The sequence below is a fragment of the Proteiniphilum saccharofermentans genome, from assembly GCF_900095135.1.
GTDB lineage: Bacteria > Bacteroidota > Bacteroidia > Bacteroidales > Dysgonomonadaceae > Proteiniphilum > Proteiniphilum saccharofermentans.
The window spans coordinates 1180239-1197709 of the sequence record NZ_LT605205.1; the positions used below are offsets into that span (position 1 = coordinate 1180239).

At 41.3% G+C, this 17471-nt stretch carries 7 protein-coding genes; 1 reads left to right on the plus strand and 6 read right to left on the minus strand.

Translation table 11 applies throughout. The features are described 5' to 3' along the window. The first annotated feature begins 332 nt into the window (after positions 1–332). The gene (locus PSM36_RS04640; protein ID WP_076929282.1) at positions 333–4403 is read left to right on the plus strand and encodes a hybrid sensor histidine kinase/response regulator transcription factor; all 4071 of its coding nucleotides are present in this window, start codon (positions 333–335) and stop codon (positions 4401–4403) included. Between the two features lie 82 nt (positions 4404–4485). On the opposite strand, the gene PSM36_RS04645 is transcribed toward PSM36_RS04640, so the two are convergent. The 6 genes from PSM36_RS04645 to PSM36_RS04670 form a co-directional block, all read right to left on the minus strand. After that, positions 4486–6459: a family 43 glycosylhydrolase gene (locus PSM36_RS04645; protein WP_076929284.1), complete on the minus strand. Its 1974-nt coding sequence runs from the start codon at positions 6457–6459 to the stop codon at positions 4486–4488. An 80-nt stretch (positions 6460–6539) separates the two neighbouring features. Next, on the minus strand, positions 6540–7427 hold the full coding sequence (locus PSM36_RS04650) for a discoidin domain-containing protein (protein WP_076929286.1): 888 nt from the start codon (positions 7425–7427) through the stop codon (positions 6540–6542). Positions 7428–7551: 124 nt separating this feature from the next. Beyond that, positions 7552–9246 (minus strand): RagB/SusD family nutrient uptake outer membrane protein, encoded by a 1695-nt coding sequence (locus PSM36_RS04655; RefSeq protein ID WP_076929288.1) that lies wholly within the window; start codon positions 9244–9246, stop codon positions 7552–7554. Positions 9247–9272: 26 nt separating this feature from the next. After that, positions 9273–12272 carry a SusC/RagA family TonB-linked outer membrane protein gene (locus PSM36_RS04660; protein WP_076929290.1) on the minus strand — a complete coding sequence of 1000 codons (3000 nt, stop codon included), beginning with the start codon at positions 12270–12272 and terminating at the stop codon, positions 9273–9275. A gap of 116 nt (positions 12273–12388) precedes the next feature. Continuing rightward, complete coding sequence (locus PSM36_RS04665; RefSeq protein ID WP_076929292.1) at positions 12389–14296, minus strand: RagB/SusD family nutrient uptake outer membrane protein; 1908 nt, start codon at positions 14294–14296, stop codon at positions 12389–12391. A 39-nt stretch (positions 14297–14335) separates the two neighbouring features. Next, on the minus strand, positions 14336–17389 hold the full coding sequence (locus PSM36_RS04670) for a SusC/RagA family TonB-linked outer membrane protein (protein ID WP_076929294.1): 3054 nt from the start codon (positions 17387–17389) through the stop codon (positions 14336–14338). Between the last annotated feature and the right edge of the window lie 82 nt (positions 17390–17471).

Here is a 17471-nt window from a genome sequence, read left to right on the forward strand (position 1 = left end):
ACAAATGCTCATCCGACCTCGATTCTTAATGTATTAAAAATTAGCACAGGCTACAGGAAACCTGTTATTCACGTTATTGTCTGCCTCACCTCTTTTTTGTACCCGATGATGAAAACCATAGCATTAGAATAGCTTTCCATCATAATATTTCAATTAAACGTTGATAACAGTTTCTTTCGATGATATCATAACTGAAGCAAAATTATGACAAATTGCAACTAGGGATGAGACAAAAATCATGCAAAGAAGGACGTTAAATCGTGCAATGCATGATTTAACATCCCTGGAATATAAATTAGTGTTATATTTGAATTATGAAGCTAATTTATAGTATGAAGGGTATAAAGAGAGAAACATTTTTGATACTGATTTTAGTCGTTACGATGGCCGGATTACAAGCACAGCCGTCTGTCATTACTTCACTGGGGCGGGAGCAGGGATTATCCAATAATTATGTGGTAAGTATTACACAGGATAAAGATGGGTTCCTCTGGTTTGCCACTGAAGAGGGACTAAATAAATTCGACGGAACCCGTTTTACCAGTTATTACAAACATACCGGAAATATCAGCGGCAATGAACTCAATTATATTTACGCCGATCCGGTTGAGCCTGTCATTTGGATAGCGACTCAACGCGCCGGACTGGATGCATACAACTATGAGCATAACACTTTAGAAGTTTTTACACATAATGATGAGTCACCTTCAAGTCTTATCACAAATGATATCACATCAATTACTCCTGCTGCTGACGGCAACCTGTGGATCAGTACCTATTACCGGGGGGTAGAATATTTTAATAAGCGTACAAAAGAATTTACCCACTATAATACAGAAACTTTGCCTGATCTGGTATCGGATATGGTATGGACAATATTAGACGACCATAACGGAAATCTTTACATCGGACATGTACAGCATGGAATGAGCGTTTTATCATTGAATGACGGACAGGTTGTCAACTTTCGGAATAACCCTTCCGACAAGGAGAGTATCCCCGGAAACGAGGTAAGGTGCATATACAAAGATCCCAACAACAATATCTGGGTAGGTACCGATAAGGGTTTGGCTCTTTTTAACAGTGATGCGGGCAAATTTATTTCGGTAGACAGTTCCTCCCAGGGAATACTAACTTCCAGGATATTCGATATCCGGCAGATGAACGACCATAAGTTATGGGTAGCGACAGAACTCAACGGTATTGCTGTAATTGATATAAAGCAACATTTTTTTATGCCGTCGGGCCAGCCTTCCATTCAACATTACATGGCAGGACACAATAAATATAGCCTTTCTGTTGCAACGGTCAGATCTATTTTTCAGGATTCATTCGGGAATATATGGTTAGCCACCTATGGTGGAGGAATCAATTTTATCGGTCACACGCAACCGCTATTCGAATCTTACGGGTACTCTCCGCTACCGGACGATGTGAATAGCCTGAACAACCGTATCGCGTTAAGTTTGTGTTTAGATAATGATGAAAAGCTGTGGATAGGTACTGACGGAAGCGGTGTCAATGTTTTTGAGAACGGACAGCGCATCCGGATATACAATAAGGAGAGGGGTACCCTTACCCATAATACGATACAGACAATGATGAAAGATAGCCGGGGGAATATCTGGCTTGGATCTTTTCTGACGGGGATAGACTTTTACGATCACCAGAGCAAAAGATTTCAACCTATTGTAGTGAATGGTGGTCGTAATTGGGATGTTCGCTGTTTCTTTGAGGATGCAGATGCAAATATATGGGTTGGTACTCAGGAAGGTATCTGGGTGTTGGATGGGAAAACAAGGAGGATGATACATCACTATGATACAAAAAACAACCAGTTACCGGAGGATCAGGTAAGAGCGATTAATCAGGACCATCTCGGACGGATGTGGATTGGTACTTTTGGGCTAGGACTTGCCGTTTATACGAAAGATATGCAGTTGTTGGCCGATTTTAATGAGTATAACAATTTTTGTTCCAATACTATAAATCAGATCTTCCGGGATTCATATGGAGAGATATGGATTGCTACGGGGGAGGGACTGGTACGTTTTGCAGAACACGATTCGTTTCACTACGAAGTATTTCAGCGTGACAATGGTTTACATAATACCAATATCCGGGCTATCACAGAGGATGGTGCGGGAAATATCTGGTTCAGCAGTAACGACGGGATCACTTGCTATGTAAGAGAAAAAAAACAATTCTATAATTACAATCTCCTCGATAAGTCGCCGATGGGTAGTTTCTCATCCGGTGCCGTGACAAAAGATAAAAAAGGGAGCATCTATTTCGGGTATAACAAAGGGGTGTGCTATTTTAATCCGGCATTTGTATTGGAAGAGCGTATTGTACCTCAGGTTGTTATAACTGATATGAAAATCTATGAATCGGGAGTAGCACCAAAAAATGATCAGCACATCAACTCGTTTGTAGAAAAAAACAGACATATCGTTTTGAATCATAAGCAGAATACATTCAGTATCTCTTTCAATATTCAGGACTATTCGTTGACCAATCACGTAGATTATGCATATATGCTGGAAGGATTGGATGAAGTATGGCATACTGTAAATGACAATACGGTTATGTTCCGCAATGTCCCTCCGGGACATTATAAATTCCTGGTTAACACACGAATAAGAAATCAGGAGTGGTCTCCGGAGAGCATTTATCCTCTTTCCATTCATATACAGCCTCCTTTATGGCTTACATGGTGGGCTAAAACTCTTTATGTGGCGGCAGGCCTGCTCATCGTGTTCTTTTTCCTGCTGGCTTATAAAAAGAGATTGGAAATGCAGAGTTCCTATGAGTTGGAGAAGAATAATCGTGAGCAGGAGCAGGAATTGAATAATGAGCGATTGAGGTTCTACACGAATATCGCTCATGAATTACGTACGCCGTTGACACTTATATTAGGCCCTTTGGAAGATTTACAAAAGGATGGTCAATTATTATCCAGACAGCAGCAGAAGATATCCATTGTACGCCAGAGTGCGCTCCAACTGTTGAATCTGATCAACCAAATACTTGAATTCAGGAAAGCAGAGACCCAGAACAGAAGACTCTGTGTAAGTAAATCCAATCTGGCTGTCCTGGTAAAAGAATCCGGACTTAAATACATGGAACTGAATGTAAAACAAAATATCCAATTTGGGATAAATATTGAAGATGAGGAGATGTTTCTCTATTTCGATAAAGAGATTGTGAATATCATATTGGATAACCTCATCTCCAATGCAATGAAATATACTGACAAAGGATCAATAAAAATATCTTTATACACAACAATGCGTAATAATCTTTCCTATACCGAAATTAAAGTGGAGGATACTGGTTACGGAATATCAAAAGAAGACCAGACACGTATTTTTGACAGATACTACCAGGCAAAAGGCACCCGGCAAGTCCCGGGTACGGGTATAGGACTCGCACTTGTGAAAAATCTTGCAGACCTGCATGAGGGAGAGATCAGGGTTGAAAGTAAAATAAACGAAGGCAGTAGTTTCTATTTTTCATTGCTCACGCATAATATATATCCGAATGCATTACACAATGACCGGGAAGAAGAGATTCCTGAATCAGCAGAAAGTATAAATGAATCTGCGGAGGAGACAAAGTCGAACGGAAAACCTATTTTGCTGGTTGTTGAGGATAACCCGGAGATCCGTGAATATATACTTGATTCATTATCGGATTCATTCCATGTTATTACTGCAGGTGAAGGTGAAGAGGGGTGCAATGCAGCCTTCGCCCATATTCCTGATATCATTGTAAGCGACATTATGATGCCCGGTATGGATGGGATCACTTTTTGTCAGAAGATAAAGGCGGATGTAAGAACCAGCCATATCCCGGTTATCCTGCTCACCGCAAAAGATTCACTACAAGATAAAGAAGAGGGTTACAGATCAGGGGCCGATTCTTATTTAACAAAACCATTCAGCGCGTCTCTTCTTCACAGCCGCATCAACAACCTGCTGGAGACCCGAAAAAGACTGGCCACACAGTTCGTGCTCGATTCGGGGAAAGATGAAAAAAGCGCTCTGTTTAAAGAGTCACTGAACAAACTCGATAATGAGTTTCTGGAGAACCTGACACGCCTGATCGAGGAAAATATCCAGTCGGAGAAAGTCGATATTAGTTATTTATCGGGTAAACTCTTTATGAGTAATTCCACCCTTTACAGAAAAGTGAAAGCGCTGACGGGTATTTCCACCAATGAGTTTGTACGCAAAGTAAAGATGAATAATGCAGAGCGCCTCCTGTTAACAGGAAAATACAATATCTCGGAAGTTTCCTTTAGAGTCGGCATGAACAGTCCTGTTTATTTCAGACAATGCTTTAAAGAAGAATTTGGTCTGTCTCCTTCGGAATACCTGAAAAAGATCAAAATGGAATAAAGGATATATATGCAATGCCCCCAAAAGTTGGACAAAAACTTTTGGGGGCAATTCAATATAATCCTCTTAAAATTCCCGGGTATTATTTCTTCTGATATACGCGCACGTAGTCTATCTCGTAATGCAAGGGGAACGCGGAATTATCCGGTGTGCCCCCGTGCTGCCCGCCAATAGCCAGGTTCAGCAACAGGTAATGGGGCTGCTGGAACGGGTTCTTGTGGTCACCCAACGATCCGTTCACCGTCTCTGACAGGTCTACCTCGTTAAGCAATTCGTCATCCAAGTACAACCGGATCGCGTCTTCATCCCAGTCCATTCTCCATGTATGGAATTTATCGGCCCAACGCGGATCACGATCGGTAAAGTGGGTAAACGGGGTGGCCGATGAGTCCCACTTTGCCTTCCATTGCTCGTCGGTACCCCACGCGGCGTTCGCCAAGATGTGCGGTACATCGTCTATCCGGTAATACTCCATGATATCGATCTCCCCGTTGGAGGGCCACTCCATCTCCGTACCAAGCGTCCATATGGCAGGCCACGAGCCACCGGCAACCGGTATCCTCGCGCGAATCTCGAAACGACCGTACTGGAATTCTTTCCTTCCTTCTGTTTTTATTGAGGAGGAAGTATATTCGATATATTCCCTGCTCCGGCGCCAGTCATTACTGCCTCGTTCATATAGCGGGTTCTCTCTTTTTTCCCTGCGTGCCGAGATCACCAAAAGGCCATCACGGCATTCTGCATTTTCTTCCTGATACCACTGCAACTCATGGTTACGGGCAAAGCCTTCCTCAAAAGACCACACTTCCCTGTCGGGAGCGCCCGGGTTATCAAATTCATCATTCCACACAAGTTTATAACCTTCTACCTCTTTGGGAACAGAAGTATCTGCATTTATCTTATCAAAGATGCCCAGATCCCATTTATCAAACCATTTCAGCACCGGTAATCCGTTCTCGAAAAGAATAGGGAGCCATATATACCTGCCGTCGATAGGGTTCTGAGGTCTCCAGCGGTCTGCCATAAATATAAAGGCATTCTCTTTTCCCTGTACGGGAAGAATGAAGGTGCTTTGTGAATGGAATGTAAGCTGCGCATCTTCTCCCTTGCAGGGATTTGGATGTAATGTCCATTGCCCCATAATATGGTCGGCTGTCAGCAAACGGGCAGCATTGGGATCCCACCCTGTACAACCGGAAGTGATCATGAAATAGCATCCGTCTTTCTTGAAGATAGCCGGCGCTTCGTTGTGCCCTCCCGGTTCTACGCGGATATATTTTCCGGTATAATCCAGATAATCGTCGGTTAATTCTGCTATGTGTAATGTAAGGTTGTCTTCAGACGAATAGATATGGTAGGCTTTGTTATCGTCGTCCACAAACAGGGTCATATCGCGGGACATTTGTCCGCCCTCGAAATCACGGCGAACGAACAGGCCGCCTTTTATGGCTGCCATCCATTCGGGTGTCCACCACTCTTTAAAATCGGTTGATTTCACCGGTGAGTTCCGCTGTGCTTCCATCATATTTTCCGGCCATTTTCCGGCATTTACCCGGCCGTTTTTCACCAGTTTGTAAGGACCTGTTACCTGGTCGCTTACCGCCACCGCAACATGAGCAGCATCATAACCCCTACCTTTGAGTTCAAGATGGAAGTACATCACGAATTTTCCGGTTTTGGCATTATAGATCACTTTAGGGCGCTCGATGGTACTGCCTCTTACTATCGGGCTTTCCGGATCTTCACTCACTGGCAGGGCTATTCCCTCATTTTTCCATGTATACAAATCGGATGACGAGTAACAGGTTATCCCCACCAATGCAGCGTTGGACCGTTCGCCTTTATGCTCCCCGAACCAGTAGTATTTACCTTCGTGATAGAGAATACCCCCTCCGTGGGCATTGATGATGTCTCCATCGGTATCGAACCATTGTTCTCCGGGTACTATCAACTCCCCCGGAGCATCATTCTTCGGTTGTGAAGATTTGCTCTGCTGTACACAACTGTAAAATAAAATGCAGGACAAGATAAATAGATGGGCAAGATATTTTTTCATTCAATTATTTCATTTAAATATTTAACAATATCAGTCGAAAAACCATATTGGTTTCTCGACTGATAATACTATGGTTTGAGTTAATCAGATTCCGGATCATAAATATCGATCTGTACATCGTATAACATGAATTCTGCTAAGTTAAAGTAATTTCTATCACCGTATGTTTTTGTTACTAAGAAACGGACATATATAAACGAAGTAGAATTCCTGATCACAGGAGAATTATAGATTGCCTGCGAAGCAGATGGTAAACCCGATGTGAATTCGGCTATCTCAGTCCAGTCAGTGCCGTCGTTGCTTATCAATACTTTCAGATGTTCGGGGCCAACCTGTGCTCCGTTTCTGTTCTGATACGAGAACGAAAAATTGGTAAGCGGCTCATATAAGTCAATTTGTATATACTGTGGAAGTGGTATCTGTGGGGAAGACCATCGTGTATGGAAAAACGTATTTGGATTTCCATCGTTAAGATTGCTGATGGGACCCTCACTTGGTTCCTGATTATCGGTACTGAACTGGTTGTTGTCCAATTTCAACTTACTGGAAGTTATAGTTTCAATTGTTGGAGCTATACCGGATTTTGCACTTAACGATGTAATATCACCTCCCTCATTATTGCTGTTAAAAGTCTGGAAAGTGAATTGATAATTTCCAAATTTAGCCCTTGTATTATCGATAATAAGTTCATTGGTGTACACAGACGCAACTTTCGTTTTTTCTGTTTGTGTCAAATGATCAAAATAGGTTATCTTCAGAAAATAGAAGTTCGAATCGGCCGGAATATCCCAGTTTAATTTAATCTGTCCCGGCAATTCGTCTGATGTTATATTTGAAACAGATGACGGCTTTCCCGTTATCTTCTGGTCGGAGTCGACAAAAGAGTTGTAATCTCCACTACAGCCTGTTATGGAAGATAGACATAGTATTGCTCCTAAACAATAACTGATATATGATTTTATTTTCATACGATTATTTTATTTTTTATTTTTCTGTATATGGAACTCGCTTTAATCATGTACTAGTGTGAAAATGATTGTCCTGCTCGTTTCATACTGATTTGAATTTTGAAATATTTTGTACATCAATATATTACCAACCTTCGTTTTGGTACAGATTAGAATTAATTCTACGTTCACTATCCGGAATCGGGAAGAAATACATTTTATCATCCCAACTCCTTTGTTTAGTTACACGGTTGTAATCGTATGTTCCGTTGGGATTTCTTGTTATTTCCATACGTGTGATAGACCTTAAGGCTTCACCATCTTTCCAACGTCTTACATCCCAAAAACGATGCCCCTCGAAGGCTAATTCTACCATTCGTTCGTTTTTATATTTTTTCAGGAAAGCTTCATTCGCCATTCCTGTAGCAAAAGGAGGCATTCCAACACCAGGTCGGTTTCTTACTACATTTACCGCATCTACGGCTGATAGGGTAAAAGTATCATCTGTAGCATCCGGAGATCCGAGATAATTGAATAATGCTTCTGCATAGTTCAGATAAAATTCTCCTAACCGGAAAATAATCCAGGAGTGCCTTTTCGAATTCGTATTTCCGACGCGGAGATCAACCGACGGATCAAGATATTTACGGAGATAGTATCCTGTAGTAGTAGCTCCGGCCAAAGGAGAAGCATTTCTGCCTCCTACAAATGTTTCAATAGGATTTTCATTGTAAATAGGCCATTTCTCGTCTCCATTTTTAACAATGGTCATAGCAAAACGGGGATCTCGGCCGGTATATGGGTCACTGTCGCTATATCCACTGCCGGGTTCGTTCCATAACAATCCGGTTTCTTTCATTTCATAAGCGTCTACAAGGGTTTGCGTAGGACAATTTCCGGAACCACCGCCTTCAACACCTATTGGATAGTTATATGCTTCCAAATAATTCAAATCTCCGATTCGCCTCATAAAAATACCTTCTCCTGCCACATAGCTTTCTGTGCCCCATAGATCCGTATAAGCCCCGAGTGAAATACCATGTACTGCACAGCTATCAATAACCGCTTTACTGGCTAAAGCCGCATCTCTCCATAAACTATTATCATTATTCGTATTAAACAGTGGGCTTGCCCTATAAAGTAAAGCTTTTGCTTTTAAGGCAACCACGGCAATGCGCCCTACACGACCGGTTTCATTGTTGGCCCTGTCAGCCAGATTGGTATATCTGACAGGCAAATGATTTACAATAGCATCACATTCATCAATAATAAAATCAAATATCTGCCCGGCGGGAGTACGTGTAACACTGTTTGCTTCGGCTGATGTCAAAACAGTTGTCACTAAAGGAACATCTCCATATTGCCTTACCAGATTGAAATAAAAATATGCCCGTAAAAAACGAACTTCATATTGATAGCGCTGAAAGCGGACAAACTGTTCCTCATAGTCCTGATCATATTTGTTGCCATCGAATGTTTGTCCCTCTGATGCTTCCAGATAGAAATTTGCCGCACGTATGCCGGCATAGCTGTCATACCAAACACCTGCTTTGGGGTTAATGGGGCTCCATGACCCATTATAAAAATCGTGGATGGATGAGTTTGACCATGCATAATCCGCTTCATCGGATGCGGATGCCAACATTGCGCCACCATAGTTTCCGTAATCATAATCCAGTCTTCCATAAATATCCGTCACAAAATTGGCCGTTCTGGAAAAACTGGAAAACACTTCTTCCTTGCTATTAGTTGTCGTTTCCGTGTAGTTCATCTCGTCCTCACAGGAAAAGAACAAAAATAAAGCGGTTGCAATTATATAATATATAAATTTCGATTTCATGTTCTTATCTTATTAATATGTTATCATTAAAAACCTATGGCAAGCCCAACATGTACTGATCTTGTCAGGGGGAAAGCAATTCCGGTAGATTCGGGATCAGCAATTTTTATTTTATCAAAAGTCAATAAATCTACACCTCTGACATAAAGACGGGCATTGTTTATGTTTATTCCTGATATAACTTGTTCGGGGAATTTATAATAAACCTCGCAGTTGCGTAGTTTCAGATAAGAGGCATCAGCCAACCAGACCGTATTATTCCGGTAATTGTTTTCGTTAGCCAATGTTGTCAATCTCGGATATTTTGCTGTGCCTGCTGTTTCCGGTGTCCACCTGTTTTCATAATAATGAGTGGAAATAGTGGTATTATCTATCAGAGGTTTGTAAACACTGGGTGTCATCAGCATCGTACTGTAATTACCTACGCCCTGGAAACTGGCACTGATTCCTATTCCTTTCCATTCTGCACCTAAATCAAAAGAAAAATACATTTCGGGGATAGCACTGTTATAGCCGATGGGTACAATATCGTAATCATTGATAACACCGTCTCCATTTTGATCCTTGTACTTGATGTCTCCGGGACGTACGGTAGAGAATTCCTGTGCGGGGCTATTGAGAATATCATTCTCATCGATAAAGAAACCTATGGCTTCCAAACCGAACAACTGACCTACCGGTTTACCTGTACTTCTCAGGTATTCATAAGGTTTTTCCTCTTCCAACTGTTCTATGATCTTACTTTTCGCCAATGTGAATTTTCCACCCAGATTATAAGAGAAATCCCTTACTTTCTTATTGATGGATGCACCTAATTCAAAGCCATGACTGTTCACTACCCCTTCATTGGCAAAGGATGGATAATTACCCAATACGGCTGAAACCGTGTAATATCCCGAAACAAATATATTATCTCTTCTCTCGAAAAATATATCTCCCGAAAGGTTGATATCTTTAAAGATGGATGCATCTATCCCGAAATTATATTTTAGCGCCCTTTCGTTTTTAATATTTTCCGTAGGAAGATAATACTCCCGTGTTCCATCATACCAGGCAGCATTGTTCCCTAACGGATAACCATTCCCTCCACCGAAGTTTTGAGACCAGTAATCGTTTGCAGGTATGAAGTCAGCATTGATTAATCCGGCTGATGCCCTTAATTTCAGAAAATCAATGAAATCGATATTTTGCATAAATTCTTCGCGCGAAACTACCCATGCTGCGGAAAGGGTTGGAGAGAAAGCATATTTATGATTGGGAGCCAATCTGTTGGAGCCGGAATAGACCAATGCCATATCCGTAATATACTTCTCTTTATAGATATAATTGAGATATGCAGCAAAGTTCTGCCGGAAGTTGGTATTGTAACGGTTCTTCTGCACCTTTTTATCAGTTGAATATATGAAGGAGGTGAAAAGGTCGTGTTCACCAAATGATTTTTTATAATCTATGTTCCCGACAAAATTAAAATGCCGGGTCTGGTAATCAAGCGAACTGCTATAATTTAATTTTCCAATATTTCCTCCCTGAACACGAGACGTATCCACAGGTATCCCGGAAGATAAATCAACGGCATCGCTTGCCCATTGGTAATCTTTGATAGAACCTTCCCAATAAGCGGCGAAATTATCATATCCTACCCTGACAGAGGCGCTTAATCCTTCCGTCAATACTGATAAATCCTGCGTAAGTTTGGCGTCTGCATATAAAGCTCTGTTGTGTCCTTTTGAAAAACCTCTCGATTGAATTAACGCTACGGGGTTCATGTTGGTACCCCATATAGAATTTCCACCCCAAAAACCATCGTGGGTCTGTACCGGATATGCAGCAGAAGGTACCGTATATAATTTTGTCATCAGATTATCAGAACCTAATCCCGGCCGGTTAAATTCACTTAATACCCCTTGCAGATTAACCTGCATTTTTGTCGTATTGGTCAGATCCATATCCAGATTGGTTCTGAGATTTAGTTTTGAAAACTTCATCTGGGTAGAGTAATCACTTACAGCATTATTTTCATTGATAAATCCGCTATTAGACTGTAGAGTGGCTACGGTGAAATATCGCATAAACGTACCTCCACCTCTGAAGCTTATATTATACATATTCGAGGCGCCATTATTGCGGAAGACCTCATCCAACCAATTCACATCTGCATAGAGATACGGATATGTGCCATCCCTGAAAGCATTCAACTCGTTTTGATTATAGCGGTCAGGTAGTCCGTCGTTAGCCAATGCTTCATTCAATGCACTGGCATACGTATAGGCATTCGCAAACTCAGGTAGGCGAGATTGTGATGTAAAAGCGTGATCATAGCTCACTTTTACCTCTCTGCTATCTATCTTCCCCCTTTTTGTTTTTACGGAAAGAATTCCATTTACACCTTTGTATCCATATAGAGCAACGGCAGCGGCATCGCGAAGCACAGAAACAGACTCGACTTCCTCGAGTGTCAGTGTGTTAATGGGTCTTTCAAATCCATCAACCAACACCAGAATGTTATTGTCCGATAAAGTCTGCAACCCACGGATACTGAACCAGGCAGGTGTACCCCAGATAACATCAGAATTCTGTAATGAGGTTAATCCCAACACATTACCAAACAATGAATTGGCCAGATTCATCGCTGAACGTTTATCGATATCTTCAATATCGGTACGTGAAACGGCGGCAGTAGAAAGTGCCAGTTCCCGTTCAAATCCAAATCCGATGTCAACCAAACTTGCACTAAGATCCATCGTTACGGTTAATTCCTGTGAAAAATCGGTTACTGTTACTTCTTTTCTGTATCCTTCTGAAGCTTCAATCAATAACTGATCACCTTCTATTGTTTTTACCTCGAAATTCCCATTGTAATCGGTAGATGCAATAAGCTGATTATTAATTGCATTATAGATCGCAACGCCGGAAACAGGATTTCCCTTACTATCAACAACCCTGCCTTTGAGTGTTGAAGTATCTTGTCCTACGGCGACAAATGAAACTGCTATTGAAACCAAAAGCATTAATATTTTATTTTTCATACGATTATTTTATTTTTTTCTTTTCGGTGTATGTAACTCGCGATAATTCATGAATCTGGATGAAATCATTTTTATGCTCGTTTCATCTTTACTTCGTTTTGTAATTTATAAGCTGGTTACCATCCGGGATTTTGTGTTAATCCGTAATCTTTATTCACCTCCAAGGTGGGGAAAGCAGACAAATACCATTTGGAATTGAAATTTGTCCACCAGGATCGCCTTGAATTTTCAAGTTGAAATTTCTCATATCTAAATTCTGTGGGGCGGGGACCTCTTTCATTGGCGGGTTTGTCCGACCATGACACCTCTACCACATTCCCGTTTTCGTCCAAACGATAAATTCTTAATCCATGCAATACTTTTGTGAAATCCTGTGCTCTCTTATGCCTTATAAGATCAAAAAACCTGACATCCTCAAACCCAAGTTCACACGCACGCTCATTTAAAACGGCTTCAAGCAGCAAGGATTGATTACTGTAATCAATGCCGGGATTAGATTCTCTCAAACCATTCAACCCCACTCTACCACGCACTTTGTCAATTTCATTGATAGCCTCATCTGTCCGACCGGCCATCATCAATGCTTCTGCATAAATCAGATGGATTTCAGCAATCCTCAGGTAGGGCCATAATGTAGGACGATTCCGTGCTGAAGAAAAATCCAAGATAAACTTATATAATCCAAAACCTGTTGCAAACTGTCCCTGCTCAGTTTTCGGACCTTGTTGCGCCTCGCGTCCACCGATCCAAAGTTCAACCTGACGCCCCTGGTAGGACGCATTATTGACCAATATTGTTTCAAACAAACGGGGATCCCTGTCGGAAAAAATCACATCAACATGATCCGGGTTATTCCAGTCAAAAGGAGTTCCATCGGATAACGGAAACATATCAACGTATTCCAATGTAGGAGTGAATGCACCGTTCATCACCGACTGGGGGAAGTAATAATTCCACTGGTAATCATCCCCATAGGTATATCGCACTCTTGTCGATATCAATAGCTCCGGATTATCACCTCCACTTCCTCTTGTATAATAAGCTTTTCTGAAAGCCTCTCTATAGGCTGAGGGGGTAGCCGCTGAAGGTTGAACCAAACCATAACGTCCCTGGGCATTCACTTCTCTGAAAAAATCTTCACAAGCTTCCAGCGTTTGTTCCCATAACTCCGGTTGGTATCCTCCGTACCATACACTATGGTTGGTAACGGCATCCTGAGGTGATTCCCTGGAATAAGGCTCTGAATCGTTAAACAGGGGGCTAGCGGCAAACAGCAATATTTTGCATTTTAGCCCCATCGCGGCCGCTTTCGTGAAACGCCCGTCCCAGTTAGATATTTCACCCTCATCAAGTGCCCAGGGAAGTACATTAGAAGCGTCATCCAGAAGGGTAGTCATGAACTCTACCGTTTGTTCAACAGTTGCCCTGGGGGTTTGATAGTACGATTCATCAAGAGAGAAATCGTATGCTTTATCAATGATCGGCAATCCGCCGAAATGCCGGAACATATCGAAATAACGGGAAGCCACAATAACTTTTGCCTCCGCCTTTAATCTCTCCTTTTCAGATTGTTGCATATCAGGCACCCGGTCTACATTTTCAATAAACAACCAGGCTTTTCTTATGGCTTCCCATGTATTTTCCTTGGAGAAACCAAACTTGGTATCATTACTAGTGTCCTCCCTGTTCGCGTTATAAGTTCCGTTATAATAGGACCTGTTGACTCCATCCCAACTTAAATGGCTATGCCATGAATCGGACAAAGTTTCAAACATACCCATATTCATCTTGTTATCCACGTCATTCCAGTAAACCGGTAGAGCGTAGTATAACTTGCCATAGGTATCCCACAAAAAATAACGTGCATTTTCAGCCTTGGCAAAAACAGAGTCAAGGGTTACATCCACTCCGGGAGCTTTCTCTAAGAAACTATCTCCGAATTTCAAATCATCAACGCAGGATGAACAGAATATGGCCATTCCTATAGTCAAGGATATAAGTGTTGATTGTATATTTATTTTCATCTGTTTGTTTTATTTAAAGCGATTAATCTCATCCTTAATTTAGAATCCTAATTTTAATCCTACTGTGAATACTCTGGTTAATGGATAATTAGGTCTGTCACTGGTTCTCGATTCAGGGTCCGTAATCTTAAGGACATCGAAGGTTAATAAATTATACCCATTGGCATAGACCCGTAAAGAGTTTAACCTCATTTTTGTCATAAAGGGCGCATTGAAATTGTAACCAACCTCAAGGCTCTTTAACCGGAGGTATCTGGCATCCACGAGATACAAGTCGGAATCAACAATATTATTTGCTTTGCTGGTTATACTTGCCCTGGGAAGTTTCGCCGTAGAGGCGGTTTCCTCAGTCCATCTGTCTTGATATTGATATAACAGCAATCCTTTGTTATTTGTATCTCCCAACGGTTCTCTCAGTGTCTCCTGCAACATGCGGGAAGTATTCCACGCACCTGTCCATTGCATACTCAAATCAAAACCTTTCCATTCAAATCCCATATTGGCCCCCACTACATATTCGGGGACATTGGTATAACCCATGGCTATCTTATCGTCGTCATTGATCACACCATCTTCATTTATGTCTACATACACTGCATCCCCGTTCTTTAATACTACGGAATGATCAGCAATATCCTTTCCAAATTGGGCTTTATACCGTTCATTGGCGGTTTCGTCATAGAAACCCCAGAATTTCCTGCCAAAAGGCTGATTAATAGGCTTTCCTGTTCTCCACAGATAATCTTCATTGGGTCTGACTTCCATTTGCTCTACAATTTTGTTTCTGGCAAATGATAAATTAGGACTGATCCAATACCTGAAATCGTTTCCGATCTTATCATCCCATCTGAGTGTAATTTCATAACCACGACTGTTGACTATCCCATTATTTAGTACCGGGAGTGTCATGCCTATATAACTGGGAAGTGAAGATGGAACCACAAGGATATCTCTACGGTGTTCTTTGAATATGTCGAACGTTGTCATTAAACGGTCATTCAAAAAGTAAAGGTCTACTCCCAGATTTTGCTTATATGCTTTCTCCCATGTTACATCGGGATTAGATTTTGCTCCTTCATAAGCACCCCCTCTGTTACCACTCACATTTGTTCCGAAATTGTATCCCGATCCGTTAAGGTAAAACGGATCAGCAATATACATGAATCTTCGGTCCTGTGTGTTATCGTTTCCTACTACTCCGTAAGAAGCCCTTAATTTAAGATAGGAGACATAATTTTTTATTTCCTCCATAAATGGTTCTTCTGTCATCACCCATCCTATAGACCCTGCGGGAAAGAAGCCATATCGCTTTCCAGGAGCAAAATTCTCAGAACCATTATATCCCATATTGAATTCGATCATGTATTTGGAGAGGTAATCATAAGTAAGGCGCCCTACCATTCCCACATATCCTTTGGGGAGGTCGGTAAATGTCCCCGGATAATAGTATTTCGATTGGTTGTATAACAGTAATGCACCAAGGTTATGAGCGGAATTTATAGTGGTATTATAGTTTAAACTTGTTTCGAAATACCAGTTACGTCCCTTGTCAAATGATTCTCCATAACCTAAAGTTCCGTCTTCTCCGTATTTACGGTAACCCATTGATCCATCATCATTTTTTACGGCTACATAATATGCTTTCGACGAACTTCTCGATTTTGTTTGAGCGTAACTACTATTATAAGATCCTTTCACATTGAAAGACAGTCCTTTTGTTATGAAATCCAATTTTTGCTTTAACTGAACGTCTACATTCAATGTATTGCCTACCTTGTTGTTATATCCTCTACCATAATATGGATTTAATCCATCCGATCCGGGATTGGGGATAACATCAGGATTGGTCTTGATCCACTTTCCATCTACAATACCGGCCCCGGAAAAGGGTGTAGCCCAATATAAATGACGGAACAACTGATTTTGATCCTCGGCTGAGATAGGAGTATTTTTATCCTCCACACGACCTCCTATATTTAATGACAACTCTGTTGATTTTGACAAGTTAAAATCAAGGTTTGCCCTGTAATTGTATCGTTTAAAATCAAAATTGAAATCATAACCGGTGTCGAATGTTTTAAATAATCCACCCTGCGTGTACATCCCCGCTGAAACAAAATAGCGGAAAAAATTATTCCCCCCGGATATATTCACATTGTGTTGCGATTGCTGGGCATAGTCTTTAAGAATATAATCAAGCCAGTTCATATTGGGATACAATAAAGGATCTGACTGTGTTTGAAATGCAGTGAGCATCTCGGGTGAAAATTTGACATTATTTGGATTTACCCCGTCTCTGATTTGAGCTTCATTATAGAAACTTGCATATTGATAACTGTCGGCAAACTCAAGCAATCGGGTAGGAACAGTAATACCTGTAGAAGCTGTTACCGAAATATTTGCCTTCCCTTCTTTACCTCTTTTTGTTGTCACCAAAATTACCCCGTTGGCGCCACGAACCCCAAAGACAGCAGTAGCAGAGGCATCTTTAAGGATAGTTATACTCTCAATTTCATTCGGGTCTATCTGTGTAAAATCTCTTTCAACCCCATCAACTTGTACTAAGGGGCTCGAACTGTTTAACGTTGTAACACCCCGGACATAAATTTCTGCAGCATCAGCTCCAGGTTCTCCGGAATATTGAACGGTACTGACCCCCGTCAATTTTCCGGCTAACGCATTACCAATAGATCCTGTAGGCGTCTTGATCAGATCATTCCCACTGACGGACGAAATAGCACCGGTTACTGTTACTTTCTTTTGCGCACCGTATGCAACCACCACTACCTCATCCAATGTTTGAGTGTCTTCTTCCAGAATGATTGTCAATGGCCGAGCAGTTACCACTACCTCCTGTGTTGTATAGCCAATATAGCTAATCTGAAGAGTGGCACCTTCCGATACATTTAAGGTGAAATTTCCATCGATATCGGTAACCGTACCATTGGTGGTGCCTTTCTCCAGTATACTCGCACCGATGATAGACTCACCGTTCACATCAGACACATTTCCGGTGACACGGTTCTGGGCATACGTCATAATACAGCATACATTGATGACGATACCTACAATAAATACTTTCAATTTGTGCATAATTTATAAATGTTTTTTAGAACATAGAGTATTAAATATATAATTAGAGAATTAAAATGTTAATTCTTATAAGCCCCCCCCC

Excerpts from the sequence above, each read along its gene's own strand:
- PSM36_RS04655 (WP_076929288.1), bottom strand. The coding sequence starts at position 9,246 with ATGAAATCGAAATTTATATATTATATAATTGCAACCGCTTTATTTTTG.
- PSM36_RS04660 (WP_076929290.1), bottom strand. The coding sequence starts at position 12,272 with ATGAAAAATAAAATATTAATGCTTTTGGTTTCAATAGCAGTTTCATTT.
- PSM36_RS04645 (WP_076929284.1), bottom strand. The coding sequence starts at position 6,459 with ATGAAAAAATATCTTGCCCATCTATTTATCTTGTCCTGCATTTTATTT.
- PSM36_RS04640 (WP_076929282.1), top strand. The coding sequence starts at position 333 with ATGAAGGGTATAAAGAGAGAAACATTTTTGATACTGATTTTAGTCGTT.
- PSM36_RS04670 (WP_076929294.1), bottom strand. The coding sequence starts at position 17,389 with ATGCACAAATTGAAAGTATTTATTGTAGGTATCGTCATCAATGTATGC.
- PSM36_RS04665 (WP_076929292.1), bottom strand. The coding sequence starts at position 14,296 with ATGAAAATAAATATACAATCAACACTTATATCCTTGACTATAGGAATG.
- PSM36_RS04650 (WP_076929286.1), bottom strand. The coding sequence starts at position 7,427 with ATGAAAATAAAATCATATATCAGTTATTGTTTAGGAGCAATACTATGT.